Annotated in this window: 11 protein-coding genes; 5 read left to right on the forward strand and 6 right to left on the reverse strand. The window is 48.1% G+C overall.

The features are described 5' to 3' along the window. The first annotated feature begins 118 nt into the window (after positions 1-118). The 3 genes from D0C16_RS20375 to D0C16_RS20385 all read left to right on the forward strand — a co-directional run bounded on the left by D0C16_RS20375 (position 119) and on the right by D0C16_RS20385 (position 5,106). Positions 119-2,578 (forward strand): glycoside hydrolase family 3 N-terminal domain-containing protein, encoded by a 2,460-nt coding sequence (locus D0C16_RS20375; protein WP_151034037.1) that lies wholly within the window; start codon positions 119-121, stop codon positions 2,576-2,578. A gap of 102 nt (positions 2,579-2,680) precedes the next feature. Then, the gene (locus D0C16_RS20380; RefSeq protein ID WP_151034038.1) at positions 2,681-4,276 is read left to right on the forward strand and encodes a S41 family peptidase; all 1,596 of its coding nucleotides are present in this window, start codon (positions 2,681-2,683) and stop codon (positions 4,274-4,276) included. Between the two features lie 65 nt (positions 4,277-4,341). Further along, a complete protein-coding gene (locus tag D0C16_RS20385) occupies positions 4,342-5,106 on the forward strand; it encodes an arylamine N-acetyltransferase (protein ID WP_151034039.1) in 765 nt (254 codons plus the stop codon). Between the two features lie 60 nt (positions 5,107-5,166). On the opposite strand, the gene D0C16_RS20390 is transcribed toward D0C16_RS20385, so the two are convergent. After that, the gene (locus D0C16_RS20390) at positions 5,167-6,153 is read right to left on the reverse strand and encodes a hypothetical protein (RefSeq protein ID WP_151034040.1); all 987 of its coding nucleotides are present in this window, start codon (positions 6,151-6,153) and stop codon (positions 5,167-5,169) included. Between the two features lie 11 nt (positions 6,154-6,164). Further along, the gene (locus tag D0C16_RS20395; protein WP_151034041.1) at positions 6,165-6,896 is read right to left on the reverse strand and encodes a hypothetical protein; all 732 of its coding nucleotides are present in this window, start codon (positions 6,894-6,896) and stop codon (positions 6,165-6,167) included. Between the two features lie 287 nt (positions 6,897-7,183). On the opposite strand from D0C16_RS20395, the gene D0C16_RS20400 reads away from it, so the two are divergent. Then, positions 7,184-7,798, forward strand: a complete 615-nt coding sequence (locus D0C16_RS20400; protein WP_151034042.1) for a hypothetical protein — start codon at positions 7,184-7,186, stop codon at positions 7,796-7,798. 155 nt (positions 7,799-7,953) lie between these two features. Here the strand turns inward: D0C16_RS20400 and D0C16_RS20405 are convergent, their stop codons facing one another. The 4 genes from D0C16_RS20405 to D0C16_RS20420 form a co-directional block, all read right to left on the reverse strand. Continuing rightward, positions 7,954-9,816 (reverse strand): TonB-dependent siderophore receptor, encoded by a 1,863-nt coding sequence (locus D0C16_RS20405; RefSeq protein WP_151034043.1) that lies wholly within the window; start codon positions 9,814-9,816, stop codon positions 7,954-7,956. A 259-nt stretch (positions 9,817-10,075) separates the two neighbouring features. Then, complete coding sequence (locus tag D0C16_RS20410) at positions 10,076-13,348, reverse strand: cytochrome c (protein WP_191968571.1); 3,273 nt, start codon at positions 13,346-13,348, stop codon at positions 10,076-10,078. Between the two features lie 110 nt (positions 13,349-13,458). Beyond that, entirely contained in the window at positions 13,459-14,253 is a 795-nt protein-coding gene (locus D0C16_RS20415; protein WP_151034044.1) for a DUF1080 domain-containing protein, read from the reverse strand. 265 nt (positions 14,254-14,518) lie between these two features. After that, the gene (locus D0C16_RS20420) at positions 14,519-15,292 is read right to left on the reverse strand and encodes a murein L,D-transpeptidase catalytic domain family protein (protein ID WP_151034045.1); all 774 of its coding nucleotides are present in this window, start codon (positions 15,290-15,292) and stop codon (positions 14,519-14,521) included. 342 nt (positions 15,293-15,634) lie between these two features. Between D0C16_RS20420 and D0C16_RS20425 the strand changes: the two genes are divergently transcribed. Beyond that, the gene (locus D0C16_RS20425) at positions 15,635-17,572 is read left to right on the forward strand and encodes a murein L,D-transpeptidase (protein ID WP_225318781.1); all 1,938 of its coding nucleotides are present in this window, start codon (positions 15,635-15,637) and stop codon (positions 17,570-17,572) included. Positions 17,573-17,623: the final 51 nt, after the last annotated feature.

Here is a 17,623-nt window from a genome sequence, read left to right on the forward strand (position 1 = left end):
GGCATGCGCTAGAGTTATGGGCGCGGTCAGTCGCTTGGGCGCGATCGTTGAATTCAAAAGCTTCCCCGCAATACGTTTAATAACTATTAAAAAATATCGACATCTAGAGGGCAATAGTATGCAACCCCCATATTTTCATCGGCTAAAAGTATTGGCAGCCGGTACAGTTTTATTGTTAGGTTTCGCTAGTGTGCAAGCAGCTGAACCGTTATATAAAAACGCAGATAAGCCTGTAGATGCACGTGTAAAGGATTTGCTCAAGCGGATGACGCTCGAGGAAAAGGTTGCACAGTTGCAAACGGTGTGGGCCGCACGGCAACAGCTGGAAACTGACGCGGGTGAATTTACCCCTGAACAGGCTAAAGAAATTTTAGGTTTAGGAATTGGGCAAGTGGCGCGCCCGGCAGAGAATAAAGCCACCCTTACGCCGAATAAAACCCCGGCGCAAACATTAGCGTTTACCAATGCGGTACAAAAATATCTGGTAGAAAATACGCGGCTGGGGATTCCTGCTATTTTCCATGAAGAGGCATTGCATGGTCATGCAGGTCGTAATGCCACCAGTTTTCCGCAAGCCATTGGTTTGGCGAGCAGTTGGGATCCGCAATTAATTGAGCAGGTATACACCATCGCCGCGCAAGAGATGCGCGCAATAGGCACACACCAAGCACTAGCTCCTGTATTGGATGTTGCGCGCGACCCGCGCTGGGGACGCATTGAAGAAACGCTGGGGGAAGATCCTTATTTAGTTTCAGAATTGGGCGTGTCAGCGGTTAAAGGGTTTCAGGGAAGTGGTGATGGAATTGGTAACGATCGAGTGATAGCCACCTTAAAGCATTTGGCTGGCCACGGTGAACCAACCGGCGGATTAAATACCGCACCAGCCCCCATCGGTGAGCGCAGTTTGCGCGAAAATTTTTTACCGCCATTTGAAGCGGCAGTAAAGGTGGCGCACGCCCGCAGCGTTATGGCTTCTTACAATGAAATCGACGGTATTCCATCGCATTCTAATGTGGATCTTCTACAAAATATTCTGCGCGGCGAATGGGGTTTTAATGGCGTTGTTGTGAGTGATTATTTTGCTATCGCCGAATTGATTAACCGTCATCATTTGGCCACCGATAAATCGGAAGCGGCATTAATGGCAATGACAGCGGGTGTTGATTTAGAGACTCCGGATGGCGATGCTTATAAAAATCTGCTGCAACTGGTTAAGGATAAAAAACTTGGCATCAAACAAATTGATCAGGCAGTTGCGCGGGTGCTGCATGAGAAGTTTGCACTGGGATTGTTTGATAATCCCTACACCAATACTGCTGATGTTGATGCCTTTGTGGGCAATGGCCAGCATGTCGCCGTTGCGTTGCAAGCGGCTGAAAAATCCATGGTGTTGCTCAAAAACGATAAAAATATTTTGCCGCTCGATAAATCAACCGTGAAGTCAGTTGCGTTGATTGGCCCTCATGTAGACGAAACCTTAATCGGTGGTTACAGCGATGTACCGAAAAAAACCGTTAGTATTTTACAGGGGTTAAAAGAATATTTGGGCGGTGGTATTGTCGTGAATTATGAAAAAGGCACCTTGCTGACCGTTGAAAAAGGGGTGTCGCATCCGGATTCCGCGGCAGCCAATACTCGCTCCAAGCAACGTTGGCACACTGACGAAGTGGTACTGGCAACCAAAGCTGATACCAAAGGTATGATTGAAAAAGCGGTTGCAGCAGCGAAGAAAAGTGATGTGGCAATTGTGGTGGTGGGTGATAACGAAGCAACGTCACGCGAGGCCTGGAGCGATAATCATCTGGGGGATCGCACCAGTCTTGAATTGCTAGGCGAGCAACAAGAATTGGTGGATGCCGTGCTTGCAACCGGTAAACCGACGGTGGTGTTATTAATCGGTGGTCGCCCACTCGCCATTACCAAGTTGGCGCAAACCGCGCCGGCTATTTTGCAAGGCTGGTATTTGGGCCAGGAAACAGGGCATGCGGTTGCGCGCGTAATATTTGGCGAGGTAAATCCTGGCGGTAAATTGCCAGTGAGCGTTGCGCGTTCAGTGGGGCATTTACCTGTGTATTACAATCACAAGCCCGCTGCAAAACGCGGTTATGCACTTGAAAAAACCGACGCACTTTTCCCATTCGGATTTGGTTTGAGCTACACGCAATTTGCCTACTCGGACATGCATTGGAGCAAAACTAAACTGGCAGCCAATGAGACGGTTGATATCAGTGTAACGCTCACCAATTCTGGTAAGCGCGCAGGTGATGAAGTGGTGCAGCTGTATATCAACGATCCCGTGGCCAGTGTGACCCAACCGGTTAAGTTGTTGCGCGGATTCAAGCGCGTTAGCTTGGCTCCCGGAAAATCGGCGCGAGTAACATTTACCTTATCCGCTAATCAATTAGGGTTTTATGACCGCCAGATGAAATTCGTAGTAGAGCCTGGAAAAATCAATGTGATGCTCGGCTCCTCATCCGCTGATATCCGTCTTAGTGGCGAGCTGGAATTGGTGGGTAAAGTGGCTGATGTTGGGGCTAACAAGGTTTATTTAACACCGGTAACCGTTACACAACGGTAGTCATTTTCTGCTGATTGATTGATCAAAACGACCACGCCAGTTGAGCATTATGGCGTGGTTTTTCACCCGCATTTCTTTTATCCTTAGGTCCCCCGGCCGGGCATGCCGCCGCTGGCGATAGGACATCTAAGGAAATCTCTCGTGAACGAATCATCTGCACTCAAAAAACTCCCTCTTATTGGTAAATCCCCTTTGCTAGCTCTGTCTGTAACCGCACTCTTGCTTGCTGCGTGCGGCGGAGGTGGTGGAGGAGGTGGCGGTAGTCCTTCCTCCAGTAGTGGAGATGTTTTAGGCTGGACCCCGTTTGTATATAAGACCTCTGATAATTTTGCTAACTATTGCGAGGTTCCTCGTCGGGGGAATAGTAAAATTACCGGGCTTCCGTATCCTGACAGAAGCGGCAGCCTTGTACATGAAAGACATTTTTTGCGTTCCTGGAGTTTCGAAACCTATTTGTGGTTTGAAGATTTAATAGACCCAAATCCAACAGCTGCTGTAGACACTCCGCAGCGCTATTTTGAAAGATTAAAATCAACCAAACTTACTTCGTCAGGCAGTGCAAAAGATAATTTTCATTTTTACGAACCCACTGAAAATCAAGAAGCTTGGACGGCGGGGATTACTTATGGATACGGGCTTAATCTCAAGGCGAATTGGGGTATTCCGCGCACTATTAATGTAACCTATTCGGATACCGGGTCTCCTGCAGCAATCAAAGGCATTAAACGTGGAGCCAAAATTATTGCGATTGATGGTCTAAGTGTTGCCACGGTCAACATTGATACACTGGTCGACGCGTTATATCCATCCCAGGTTAACGCCGTGCATGAGTTTGAAATAATGGATGTCGGTGCGAGCACTTCTCGAAAAGTGACTTTGGAATCTGCATCTTTGCCAACGGACTCGGTATCGGTTGCAAAAACGATTCAGCAAAACGGAAGCAGTGTTGGTTATATACAATTCAACACCTTTATTCCTGATGCGCAGGATCAATGGGTTGCCGCAATCAATAACCTTAAAAATGCCGGCGTGAGCGATTTGGTTGTGGATATGCGCTACAACGGTGGAGGTTATATTTCAGTTGCTGCGCAAGTGGGATATATGATTGCCGGAAGCAATACGACAAATAAAGTTTTTTATCAGGACGTAGCCAACTCAAAAAGTCCAAAAGAAGATCCTTGGGGATTTGCTGATACGGGCTTCTACGGTTTAAATAAATCGCTTCCATTGCCCACGCTCAATTTACAACGGGTCTATGTATTGTCTACGAGTGGTACATGTTCGGCGAGTGAGTTGGTGATTAACAGTTTACGCGGTATTGGTGTAAGCGTGTATTTAATTGGTGATACTACTTGCGGGAAACCCTACGGTTTCTTTCCTCAGCCTAATTGCGGTACCACCTACTATACAATTCAGTTTAAAACGGTTAACGCTAAGGGCTTTGGTGAATACAGTGATGGATTTATTCCATCTACCACTGATAACGGCTTGGATAAAATCAAAGGTTGTAAAGTGAAGGACGATTTATCCCACGAGTTAGGTGATCCGAATGAGGCATTATTAGCTGCCGCGTTGCATTTACGTGCGACCGGGAGTTGTCCGTCGTCTACCAGCAGTCGTCAGCAAAAAATGTCTGAGGAAGCGTTCTCTGGAGAACTTGTGCGGCCCGAAGTGCGAGAGATAATGATTCGGAACTAAAGGTAAGGCCCTCTTCGGAGGGCTTTTGTTTTTAGGTGGTTAATGATTTATAAGGGGTATCAGTGGTGCATGCCATTAATTTCTCGATCGACGATTACTTTCAGCGAATTGACATTGCTTATGTGGATGGTAGGGGGGACGCCGATCTAACTCGAATAATGCGCGCACAATTACATTCAGTTCCCTTTGAGAATCTGGATGTGCAGGCCGGCAAGATAGTTTCCATGGTGCCGGAAGATATTGTCGATAAAATTGTCCATCGCAAGCGCGGTGGTTATTGTTACGAGGTCAATGGGCTTTTTTCCATGGCCTTAACCGCATTGGGTTTTGAGTTCGACATCATCGGTGCGCGCCCCATGTTTTATCCGCAGCGCCGGCCTAAAACCCATGTGGTTTTGTTGGTTAAAAGCGGCGCTGAGCGGTGGCTGTGCGATACCGGCTTTGGCAGTTTCGGGTTGCGTGCCCCTATTGGTTTGCATCAGCTTGGTCAGGTAATCCAGCAGGATAATGAAACCTTTATGCTGGATAAAAATGAACGTAACGAATTTGTATTGAAAGCATTGGTAAAAGGCGAGTGGGCAAATCAATTCGGATTTGATCTGCAACCTATGGAGTGGATAGATTTCTCGCTGGCAAATTACTACAACTCTACCCATCCGGATGCGGTATTTGTGAAGCAGTATTTGGTCATGCAACAACATGCTCAGGGGCGAACGCTTTTATCAGGAAATCACTTAAAACGTATAGGGCTGGATGGCGAGGTGGTTACTGAAGTTTCTCCTGATCAATTGGATGATGTTCTTTGGCGTGAATTCGCATTGCGCCGTTAGGTAATCACTCTTGCCTGTATTTGCGCAGACAAGAGTGATTATTCATCTGTATTAATGCGGTTAATTAAACTTATCGATTTTAAACCCCTTCACAATCAGTTCTGCATAACCATCATTGGTGTTATTGCTCAGCAGCGCAAAATTAAATTTCGCGACCTTGGTTAAGTCGAGTGGTGTGAGTCCGCCTTTAAAATCGCTAAATGGAATTTTTACAGTAGTCAATTCAGGGGCTGCGGGCAATGTAATTTGATTGTGTGTGCCACCGTGGATGGCGTACTGGCGCAATTGCAAATTAACACTTTGATTTGATTTATACGTGATTTCAATAAAGCTTGAGCTACTCAAATCGATAGCTTCTGCTTCGCCAGTTTTATCAAATCCTGCAATGGGAAATGACATCTCTCCCCAAGGCGAAACCTTGAGGCGCACATGTGCAACGGCTGCGCCATCCATCACCACGAGCGGATTGGTTCCCGATGCAGGGATAAGTTGTTGGCTGCCCGTGTTGAAGCCAATTTTCCAGTCATCGAAACCATTAATGGTGATGGGCGCTGGATTTAATTGACAACCACTGCCTGAAAAGTTACCTGATGTCCCTTTGGTGCTGTTCACCCAGGTTCCGCTCACAGTGCCAGCATCGTGATTCAACAGTCCTTGCAGTTTATTGTTATCGGTAGTTGTTGCAGTCAGCCAGGGGCCTTTTAATTGGCCGCTGATCGATTGGCTTTCGTTGGTTTCAATTTCATAAAGCGTGCCGGAGACTTTATTGCTTGCATCAATATCAATGCTCAATATGCCCGCGTCATTACCGTTGAATGTAGCACTAAAGCGATGAACACTATTTGCTGCACCACCTACGCGACTGGCAGAAAAGTTTTCGCTATTGGTATCTTTTTTCCAGATACCACTAATATCGTTAATCGATGTGAATTCGCCGTTATAGCTGCTTTTATCGATAGTGTTGCCACTCTCAAAAACAACTTTTTGTTTGTGCTGAATAGCGGTTGTATTGGAGAGTGTAGTTGCTTCGGTTGCATTTTCAGCCAATGAAAATCCGATCACATTGCCATCAAGTGCGCTGACAAAAAAGCAAGTTTGTCTTTATTGTCGCCACTAAAATTACCTTTATAAACACCTGAGTAATTGCATAGATGGGTTGCTTCCAAATGTTGTTGTGCACTCGCCACATCAGGAAGCTGATGAGAACCACCATCTGCAGCCGAAGCGGCACTCATTATGGTTGTCAGGTTTTGTGCAAAGTTTGCGGAGGTAAAATCAATTTGTGTCCAGCTTGTTGCTGCAGTTTGTAGCGCGGATGAAAGCTGAATGCCATTGTCTGCATAGCCATCAGTATCCAACATCAGTAAAAAGCGCACCATATTCTGTATGGCCTGATGATTGGAGCTGCCATTTTCAATCAGGTCTATGGGGGTAATTAACGCTTTCCCCTGAGTGCTGCCTAATACGACGCCGCCAATGGAGAAACTAACGGTTTTACCTTGTTCGTAGCTGAAGGTTCCGGTGTTATTGGTAACTCCGGACTGGGCACCAGAAACAAATTTCAAACCGCTGATATTGGTATCTTTAAATTGCCCCTGTAATACGGCAACTGATGTTGCCGCTGAACTAGCGGCCTTGCTCGAAATTGAAGAGCTTGAGCTCGAAGAACTTGAGCTCTTGGTAGAAGCCGGGGTTGATGTGGTGGAAGTTTTTTCTCCTCCGCCTCCACCACCACCACAGGAGGCGAGAATACCGGATGAAAGTAAGATTAATGCGACTTTGTTATTCATATTTCCCTCTGGGGTTTTGAAAACGCTAAAAAATGTTTTACCGCACAGGCGTTGTTGGGCGCGAGTGGGTGAGCAGTTTTAGAGTTGTCTAGAGCGAATCTGCGTAGGGGGAAATCGAAAAATTCTGGTGTTAGCTTGTGGGCGCAGCTGACTTATTATTGGTGGCGAATCTTGCGCGAGAATTATGGGCTAGTCAAGAATGGCATCTCTCGGTTTAACGAAAAAGATATGCTATAAACCACCACCTTAAAGCTACCAATAAAAATACATCGCACCTTGGGATATTTATGAGTCGACGCCTCCGGTTTTTGGCCGTTATGGTTTTACCCCTGTTGTTGATTACTCCTGTCCATGCCGAGGTTTTAGCCACCAAACAATTACTAACACCCTTGATCCCCGATGCCAGCAGGCATATGTCCGTTCCTGTTGCGGTGGCCCATGATCCGCACCAACCGGTGTGGGTGGTTTACCAGTTAGTGGGTATCTCTGCCGAATCTGATCCTGAGGGTGAGGTGGTAGTAAATGCATCATTTGAGATGGTTCCAATTCCGATTCCTGATTCAGTTCTGATTTTTAAAGCGTCAAATATGAAAATAGAAAAGTCGGCTGGTGCATTGGATGAGCGAGTAAAAGCCATAATTGGTGAGCGTAGTCCGGAAGAAATGCGCGAAATGTTGGGTGAAGAAATGTATGGGGCTTATCTCGCGTTGAGCAAAAAAGAAGGCTCTTATGTGATCGGTAATATCACCAAAACTTATAAGGTGGGTGAACCGGAGGGATTGAATTTACTCACCAGTGTGGAGCGCGCGCGGAGTACAACCGGTGGTACTGAATGTGATTATAGGGCAGGGCGATATTCCGGAGCAGTACCGCAATTCATTTTTGAGCTCGTTGAATACTGAAAAGTTAATTGCAGCAATTATCTCGCTATTGTTAGCGTTATTTTTTATTTTCAGGCGCAAGTAATATTCTTATCAGCTAGAACCGGCAAGAAAAAGCCTGATCATCGTTACGGATGATCAGGCTTTTTTGTTTTCTCCGATGTAATTAATCTGAACTAAAAACTAAGTTTCAAATTCAGCTTCGCACTGGTTCCCGCTGCCGGGAAGCCGATATCTGTGTGATAGTTTTCATCGGTCAGGTTTTCCAGTGACAAGCCCACTTGTGTGAGTTTGTTAATTTGCCATTGCGCGTTCGCGTCGAAGCGATTATAGGCCCCTAATATTTGCTCATCATCGGCACCGCTATAGCGAGTTACCGCAAAGCGTTTATCGACTCGTAAATAATTCAAGTTAAATTTCCAGTTATCATTCACCGCGTAATGAATAGAAGTTCCATAAGTCGCTTGCGGTCTTCCGAGTAAATGATTGTCGGACGATTGCATATCTATATCAGTATAAGTGCCATGCAGGCGCCAGCTCAGGTTTTGCTGGATTTGCCAATTTACTTCAGTTTCCAATCCGCTGGTTTCCACGCGAGCACGGTTGACGTTTTTAAATTCCACGGCATCAAAATCGATGAGATTGCGATAGGCATGAGTGAAATAACTAGCGCGTGCTGAGTAGTCATCTTGTTGAAACTCCACGCCTATATCTTTCGTGCGAACCGTTTCGGGTACCAGTTGGTCATTGCCTACGAGTGGGTGACCGATGGCAAAGAAGCTCGGCAATTTAAAGCCTTCGCCCCAGTTGGCAAACAGGGTCCAATTATTATTGACTTCAAGGCGTGCGCCCACCTGGCCGCTATCGTTGGCTTCAAAGCCGTCGGCATCATCGCGACGAACACTGGCTTGAATCAAGAGCGCATCAGTGACGTAGCCATTCAGGTTGATGAAGGCGCTGTCGATTTGACGATTCAATGCAAAGTTAATTGGATATACGTCGGGTGAAAATAAATAGCCCTCACTGGAGCCATCTTCTTTTTTGGTTTCTACACCAATATTGGCCCAGAATTTTTGTTGATTGCCCAGTGTGTTAATCCAGCTAAACGCTGTGCGATTAAAGTCAATGACCGATCCGTTGGGTGGAACTGCATCAAATGGCAGAATACCGGGTGATGTTAAATCTTCATCGCGTTGATACCAGCTTGCGCTAACTTTGCTTTGCCAAACATTATTCGCTTGGGCTATCCAGCTAAATGCTGCGCTTTGATCTTTGTAATTACTCTCATCCAGATCGCGACTCAGTGCAAACTCCGGCCCACCACTTTGCTCGGGGAAGCTGGTGCGCTCGCCATCAAAGTAACGGTAGTTAAAATTGAGCGTGTGATTTTCTTGTTGCCAATTTAAGCGGCTGGAGAATTCCGTATTTTTTGCAGTGCTGCCCGGTACTGGTTCACCGGCATCTTTGGTTTGCAATGAGAATGCATAGCCGAGGTTGTTGAGTTTGCCTGAAGTGCTGAGGCCGGTGCTGGCATAGTCATCGCTGCCCACGCTGGCATTGAGTGTCGTGGTGGCTTTGCCGGGTGTTTTGGTGATGATGTGAATTACACCGGCTAGCGCATCAGAACCGTACACGGCCGATTGTGCGCCGCGAATAATTTCGATGCGTTCAATGGATTCAATGTTGATACTGTTTAAATCAAAGGCACCACCGCGGGTATTGGTGGGGTCATTGAGTTGTACACCATCAAGCAATACCAGTGTGTGGTTGGCTTCTGCACCGCGCAGGGCGATGGAGGTAATACCGCCGGGGCCGCCTTGTTCTTCTACCCACAAGCTGGGGATTTGACGCAGTGCATCAATCACGCTGTTGTTGCTGAGCTGTAATAATTCTTGCTGGTTGATAACGGAGACGGAAGAAGAAAGCTGTTCATTGGTTACCGGGTTGTAGCTGCCAGTGACGATTAACTCTTCAGTAGCGGAAAAACCGGGAGTTGCGATTAATGCGAGAAATAATGGAGTGAAACGGAAATTTTTCATTGCGAACCTTAATTCATAATTTGCAAGATCTAGTGTGCTGCGAGAGCAATGGACTCCGCTATTTACTCCGGGGCACGCCGTGAATACGTCCATGTAGGCTTGTCGTCGACCGCCAGGCGGGCCTGTCAACAGGTAAACCTGTTGTCGTTCAGCTGCGCGCAAAACATGTTTTGCAAACGCTTGCTTCGCCCATGTCTCCGACAGTCCCGGAGTAAACACCGAACTCCATTTTTATCTCACTTGGATAATTGTGTGGATTTTATTCTTTAGGGAATTTATAGAGCGTGTAATACGCATCCATTTTTTCCACGGCATTTTTTTCAAATAATGTTGTTGTTTTTATCTGCGCATGGTAAATCCGCGCCGTCTGTTGTGGGTGTATCTTGGCTTGTTCCAATGTTGCCAAATCAATACGGATACTTTTACGATCTGCCGCGATGCTGATATTTTTAACCGCTTCCGGTTTTACATCCAACTCATCCGAACCATAATCCGGCGCGTCGCGGTACACCCAGGACTCCAACGTCAGCAGCGATCTTAGTTCATCTGCTGTTATTTTGCTGTCAATTGGCTGAGTGAATTCGATTGCAAAGCCGGTCGTTGTTGCCTGCAATTCAATGATTGCCGGGGCAATGTTTTTTCCATCCCAGATAATGCGTTGCAAACTGGCCACATGGCCGCCTTTTGCTTGCCAGCCGCGCCCGGTTTGACCGAGCAGCAAGCTGCCATCTTTCAAAAACAGCGGACGCATAACGCCGGATTCCAAACCATCAATAAAGGGCATTACGCTGCCTTGCTCAACGCCATCCACATTTTGCACCGCAATGCGCAGCAAATTGGATTGGGTTTGATCGCCCATTAGCATTTGGTGGGTGAAGGGGCCAAATTTTCCTTTGGTCGTATCCCACGCGGGATTGCCGGGTGAGTTGGCGACGCGATTGTGCGGCAACAAAATAATTGGCTGGGTGCGCGTGTTTTGCACCTTGCTCCAGGCAATCTCGGGCGAGTCCGGTGTCATGCCTGGCAAATCCACCAGGCTCGATGGATGGCCGTAGAATTTATTTTGTTCAATCACAAATATTTTCGAGGTGCCCATAAACTCGCCCTGGTTATCCGAGTACCAGATGCGACCATCGGGCGCAGTACCCAAACCAGCAGGGCTGCGTAAACCATTCGCCCAGGGCGTAAATTTTCCGTTGGGTTTAACGCGAATATTCCATCCCGCCAAGCCACCGGCACTGCCCATGTATTTGCCATCCGCTTTGTACGTGGAGCCGTCGTTACCATCGGCGAGGTTGATGCTGATGTAATAGGCGCCATCACCGCCGCGCACCGGGCCGTGCATGTAAGAGTGGTAATTGCCGTGGTAGGAGTGGGCATCAAACAGTGTTTCATAAGTATCGGCGATACCATCGCCGTTAGTGTCTTTAATGCGGGTTAATTCGGCCTTTTGTCCAGCGATGACTTGCAGGCCCTTTTTATCTTCTACCAACAGTCCCAGACTATCGAAAGTGCCTTCGGCGAATAATTGCCATTCCCCTTTTACCATACGCCAGATACCGGCGGTACGCGTTGCAATCACGGTGGTGTTGTTTGGCGTGAGTGCGAGGCCCAAGGCTTCAAATAATTGTTCGCGGCCGTAATTATCTTTGGGTGGGTAATAGCTTTCGATGCGGTAACCTGCCGGTAAATCTGCCTTGGATTCGGTAATTTTTATCGGTTGCTTGCGATAATTAAACGTCGATTTTTTCGCGTGCCATGCGTTGGCTGCAACTTGCATCCTGGCGGTGAGTGTTGCCTGTTTACTGCCGGCGGGTAAGATCCATTGGTTGTTGGCAATTTCACCTTTATCTACGGCGGCGTTTTGTAGCAGCTGCGGGTTAAGTGAAAATTGCTGGGCGACTTTTATCTCGCCACTCAGATGAATAGCCACTTCACCGTTTGCATTGATGCGCGTCTGGACTTTTAGTGTGTTTTTACCCACGCGATAATTAAAGGTTGGCAGTTCCTGTTTTTGTTTGGAGTTGCGTGTGTAGCCTAAAAATTGTGCGTCCATAGCGGCAACGCGCGGCAGGTGATCTTCTTTGCTGTAGAGCGATGCTTTCGCCGTTTCCGGATCGCCAAATTTTGCATCTTTAAATGAAAAATCAATCACCTTGCCTTGTGCGTTTAAAGGCGCTAATAAAAATTCATTGTTGCCGAAATTAATTTCGCGGCTTTCGTAACCCATCTTTAAACCTTTTCCGCCGCGATTTAAAAATTCGCCACTCATGTCCAGGAATCCGCCCTGCCAGATTTTGGTAATGGCCAGCAGACGCGGATCAAACGAATAGTTAATTCCCCAGGGAGTACCCACGTGAATCGCACGACCGGAAACACCAGCCATAGGGCCGCGCTGAATGCGCACTTCATCATCCACCAATAATTGCAAACGATCTGCAATCGGGTCGTATTCTGCCGCGCCGCTTTGCGCGAGCAGTTTTACTGCGGGGCCTTGCTCAAAAGGTTCATTGAGTGTGGAGAGGTAAGCGCCTATCGCATCAATTTGCACATCACTTAATGTTTGAGCGGAGAACGCCGGCATGATGGGCAAAAACGCTTCACCTTTTTTTGCACCCGATTCGGCAATCGCTAATTGCGAGCTTGGGTCGCGCAGGCTGCGGTGCAAATATTCTCGATTGGCTTTAATGGTAAAGCGATGGCCTTCACCACCTTCCACCACGGCGCGATCGCGCACTTCGCGTTTAAATAATGCGTAGAGGTTAGGGCCAGTACTGACACCCGCATCGTTTTTACTGATCAGGTGGCAAGCATTGCACCCGACCGATTCAAACGTTTCTTTGCCTAACGCAACAAAATCCACCAGATCTTTTTGATTGGTTTCACCCCCGGATTTTTCCGGCAAAATAATTTGACCAAAATCCGCGGGCAAAATAGTGAAATTGCGCAGCGCTAGTTGCCCCTGTTCAACCAGAATAGTGGTGGGGCCGCCTTGATCTTCCCAGCTCATGCTGGCGCCGGGGCTAACGCTGTCCATGATTTGGTTAATGGCAACGGGGTCGCCATTAATGCGCGCTTCCAGCAGTAAACTGTTTTGCGTTTTATTGCGCGCTTCGTCAAACCTCGGTGCGCGAAATTGCACGCTGAGTTGTGACCACTCATTATTTTTGTTGGGCAAATCGATGGCGTAGCGACCGTGTAAAAACAATCTGGCTTTACTGCCTTCAGGTACCAAATATTCCAAGTGGATTAACGCATCGCTTAAATAGGCTTTGGTAACCAAGTGCGCGTTATTTGCTGAACTGTTGCCAGATGAATTGTTGCCGGCCCGGCTCAGTACCAGAATATCGCCGTTTGCCGCGGCGTTAATTTGTAATTTGTTGCCGACCGCGCTCACTGCCGCTGCTGTTGTCCATTCTGCAGTGTCTTTGAACGCGAGTGCAGGGCTATTGGTATCGGCGAATACCATTGCAGGGAACGAAAAATACGCGAGTGCGATGACTGAAGCACGCAGCTGATGAGCAAAAGGCATGATTGATTACCTGTTCTTTCTTTAAGAAAAAAGCGCCGCCGCTTTTGCAAGTGGCGGCGCGAAACAGTGACAGTTCAATAAAGCAAACCGTCAGCGGACAGAAACGGGAATTAGAGTTTACGCACCCAGATATTGCGGAAGCTCACAGGGTTGCCGTGATCTTGCAAGCGAATGGGTGCACAGTCATGCGGTTTGTAAGAAGGTTTGCCAATCCATTCGGTCGCGCCCTGAATTGCAAAATGGTTTTGCACCAGTACACCGTTGTGCAGCACAGTTACATAACCGGGTGCGCTGAGTTTTTGTGCGCTATCAAATTTGGGTGCGGTAAAAATAATATCGTAGCTCTGCCATTCGCCCGGTGCGCGCGTGGCGTTCACGAGTGGAATGGATTGTTTGTACACAGAGCCGGCCTGGCCATTGGGATAAGTCTTGTTGTTGTAGGAATCCAGCACTTGCACTTCATAGCGCTCTTGTAAAAACACACCGCTGTTATTGCGGCCCTGGCTCTCCAACACTTTGCCATCATCACCGGTAATTTTTGTCGGCGTCATCCACTCAATGTGCAATTGCACATCGCAAAACGATTCTTTGGTTTTGATATCGCCGGCTTTCGGTGTAACAGTTACCGCGTTGTTTGCGACAGTCCATTTGGCTTCACCACCTTCGGCGGCTTGCCACTGGGCTAAATTTTTTCCATCAAACAACACTATGGCATCGGAAGGTGCTGCGTTTGCGGGAGCTTGGATAACCGCAGGCACTGGCTCCCAGACTTCAGTTTCCTGGGCTAGCTGCCAGGGTTCTTTTTTTTCCGATGCAGTATCCGCTGCGTGAAGGTTTGCGCTGGCGATGGCTAATAAACCAATGCACACGGGCAATGCACCGTGTCTGAAATTGACGTTAATCATGGAGTGTGTTTTCCCGGGGCTTGTTGCTCTAGATGTTGCTGTAATTGTTATCTGTAAAAACTGTTTTAGTTATAGCGACTATTTGACTATCCAGCGAATGCTTTTACACAGCTTGATACAGAGACTGTGAGTGACTGCCACTCTTTAACATTGCTTTACAGAAGGGGCGATTTTTTTGAGGGGATCTAATCAGGTGCGGTTCGGGGCTGCATATATGCAGCCCTTCTGAATGGATTTCCGGTCAATGACTGATAGAAACGGAAAATTATTGCGTAAAAGTGTTCTGTGCCAAGTGTTGGTTATGCGGGCAATTTAAATATTTGGAGGTGCTCAGCCAGTGTTTGTCCGGGTAGTAGGAAAACAAAAACTGATCGCCTTTGATAGTGTCGATCACTTTTTGTGCCACACCCTTACGCACCGCAGGGCAGCCGTGACTGCGCCCCAAATGGCCTAATTTTTGAGCCAACTTTAAATCCACATAATCGGCCCCGTGAAACACAATTTTGCGTTCCATGGCTAAATCGTTAAAACCGTTTTCCAATCCTTCCATGCGCAGGGAATAGCCATTGCCGCCCACATAGGTGTCTTTGGTGCGGAATAGACCGAGACTGGTCTGGTGGCTGCCCAAAGTATTGGAAAAGTTACGCGCGAAGTTTTTGCCTGTTTTCATGCCGTGGGCTACCAATTCGTGGAACAGTAGCTTGCCGCTCACCAAATCAAATACCCACAGGCGTGGTTTGGTAGAAACTAGCGAGTAATCAATCAGGGTGAGGTTGCGCGCGGGAGCCATGCCATCGCTCAGGGCACAGTCCATCGCCGACAGGGCCATAGCGATGACTTTAGGGTTGGCAGTAGGCGCTGCGCGCAGCATTTTATTCAGCAACTGCTGATGGGGGGAAAGTTGTTTATAAACCACTGGTTTAAAAGGGTTGGTAAGCTTGCTATTGTCTGTCGAGGCAGCATGAGCTGGCGAAATAGTCGCTAAGGAAACGCTTAAACAGGCCGACAAGAAGAAGGCCTTGATAATCTGGTACCGCATGTAAATCCCCAAGACGCCGGGTACCCTTTTATTTATCGATACTATTTGTTAACAGCAGTTTGTTAGCAGCAGTGCGAATATTGTCAGGGTAAAATTGTTGATGCAGCTACCTTGCTGGATGGTTATCTGGTCATTCGGGCCAACCCGAAAGATTTTTATTAATTAAAACTCAATGTTTTTAGAATGCTAGCACTCTGGTTTGGGTGCAGCAAATAACAAAAGTTCCACAAAAAAAACTTTTCTATAGGCTTTTTGGCTATGGACTGCGCGTATTTTCGTCATTCGCGTTATCGAAAGGTAATAACAATGTCGATTTGGTAGCAATGGCTTAACAGGATGTATGTGAAAGATTCAGGCGTGCGGGAGCGCTGGTTTATGCGGTTATCTGGTCGGGTTTGTTTAGCGGTTGTCACTCTAGGGATCTGGAGTTTGTTGTGGTTTGGCCCGGGCGCGGCGGCGGCGAGCGATAAAAAGCAGGCCGCCAAACCGGATTTTTCGGCACTGATGGCGCAAGAAATAGAGGTGCGCATTGTGGCCTTGCAACTGGCCTTTGAAGGCGCAAATCCCAAGAGCGCCCATTTCCTGAACCAGGCGGTTAGTAGTTTCTATCATCAGCGCCAGTATCGGCCTGCGTGGAACAATAAGGCGCGTTTGAGTGAACTGATTGAGTCCATCGATGCCATGGCGGCGGATGGACTCAACCCGGATGATTACCAAATTAACCAATTACGCAACGCGTTACCGTTGATTGGAGATGACTCACCCGAATCACTGGGTATGCGTGTTGACGACGAGTTGCGCGCAACGACCGCCTACCTGCGCGCGATTTATCATCTCTTCAATGGCAAGGTGGATCCCACTGGGCTCGACCCGCAGTGGAATTTTGAGCTGGAGGACCTGACTCAAACCAATCTTGCGTCGCAATTGCTAACGGCGGTTGATGAGGGCGGTATTGCCGAGTTGTTTACTAAAACCCGCCCGCAGCACCCAACTTACCTTAGTCTGGTGGCGGGCTTGAAACACTATCGCGAGTTAAATGCTGCTGGTGGCTGGCCTGCGCTGGCCGCCGGACCGACGCTCAAACCCTGCGCGATTGATCCCCAAGTGGCAGTGTTGCGTCAGCGTTTACAAGTAACAGGTGAGTACCAGGCCCCTGACGTGGATGAGGAAGAGAGTCGGGCGATCATCGCTGAGTGTCAGCGTCAGAACGCCTTGGCGGCAGCGGCTTCCAGCGCTGCAGCGGCGAGTTCGTCGGCAGCAGTTGCTGCGGATATGCTAGCGAGCGAAAACTTGGCAAGTGACGATGCCCTTGCCGGTGGACCTTCATCCTCAGAGGTATCATCCAGCGATACGGCGTCGAGCGTTGAATCTGCGGCTTCATCCAGCGCGGCGCCCGTTAATCCGGCCGAGGTGTTTGATAATTACTTGGTGGAAGCGGTCAAAAAGTTTCAGCGCGATCAATACCTGGAAACGGACGGTGCTATTGGTCCGGCAACACGCGCTGCGCTGAATGTTTCTGCGCAAGCGCGCGTTGATCAAATCCGCGTGAATCTGGATCGCGCGCGTTGGCTGTTGCACAACATCCCGCCGGAAATGTTATTGGTGGATGTGGCCGGATTTAAAATTACCTACTTCAAAGCCAATCAACCAATCTGGCGCTCGCGCGTGCAGGTGGGAATGTCTTATCGCACCAGTCCGATTTTTAAATCGGAAGTAAATTACATAACGCTCAATCCAACCTGGACAATTCCGCCCACTATTTTGCGTAAAGATGTACTGCCCAAATTGCGCAAGGACTTAAGTTACCTGCGCGACAACAAAATTCGTGTATTGGATAGCAGTGGCAAGGAATTGGATGCGGCCAAGATCGATTGGTTTAAGCCTGGCAATGTGACCCTGCGTCAGGACGCCGGCCCCCACGCCGCGTTGGGGAAGGCGGTAATTCGTTTTCCCAACTCTCACTCGGTCTATCTGCACGATACTCCACACCAAAAATTGTTTAACAAAAGCCAGCGTGCATTTAGTTCCGGTTGTATTCGTGTAGAGCGCGCGCTGGAATTGGTGGAGTTACTCCTGACAGAAACGCCTGGATGGGACAAGGCAGCTATTGATAAGTCCCTGGAAACTGGCAAGACCCGCAACGTGAATCTTGCCAAGCGCGTGCCTATATTGCTGGCTTATTGGACGGTCGACGCGGTGAGCGAAGACAGGATCGCGTTCAAGCCCGATATTTACGCGCGCGACGCACAGGTGTTGGAGGCGTTAAACCGAAACAATTGAGTGGAAAACTCCCCAAACGGCGCTAAATGAGTCGAATTCGGTGACTTTTTG

The sequence above is a fragment of the Cellvibrio sp. KY-GH-1 genome (assembly GCF_008806975.1).
Classification (GTDB): domain Bacteria; phylum Pseudomonadota; class Gammaproteobacteria; order Pseudomonadales; family Cellvibrionaceae; genus Cellvibrio.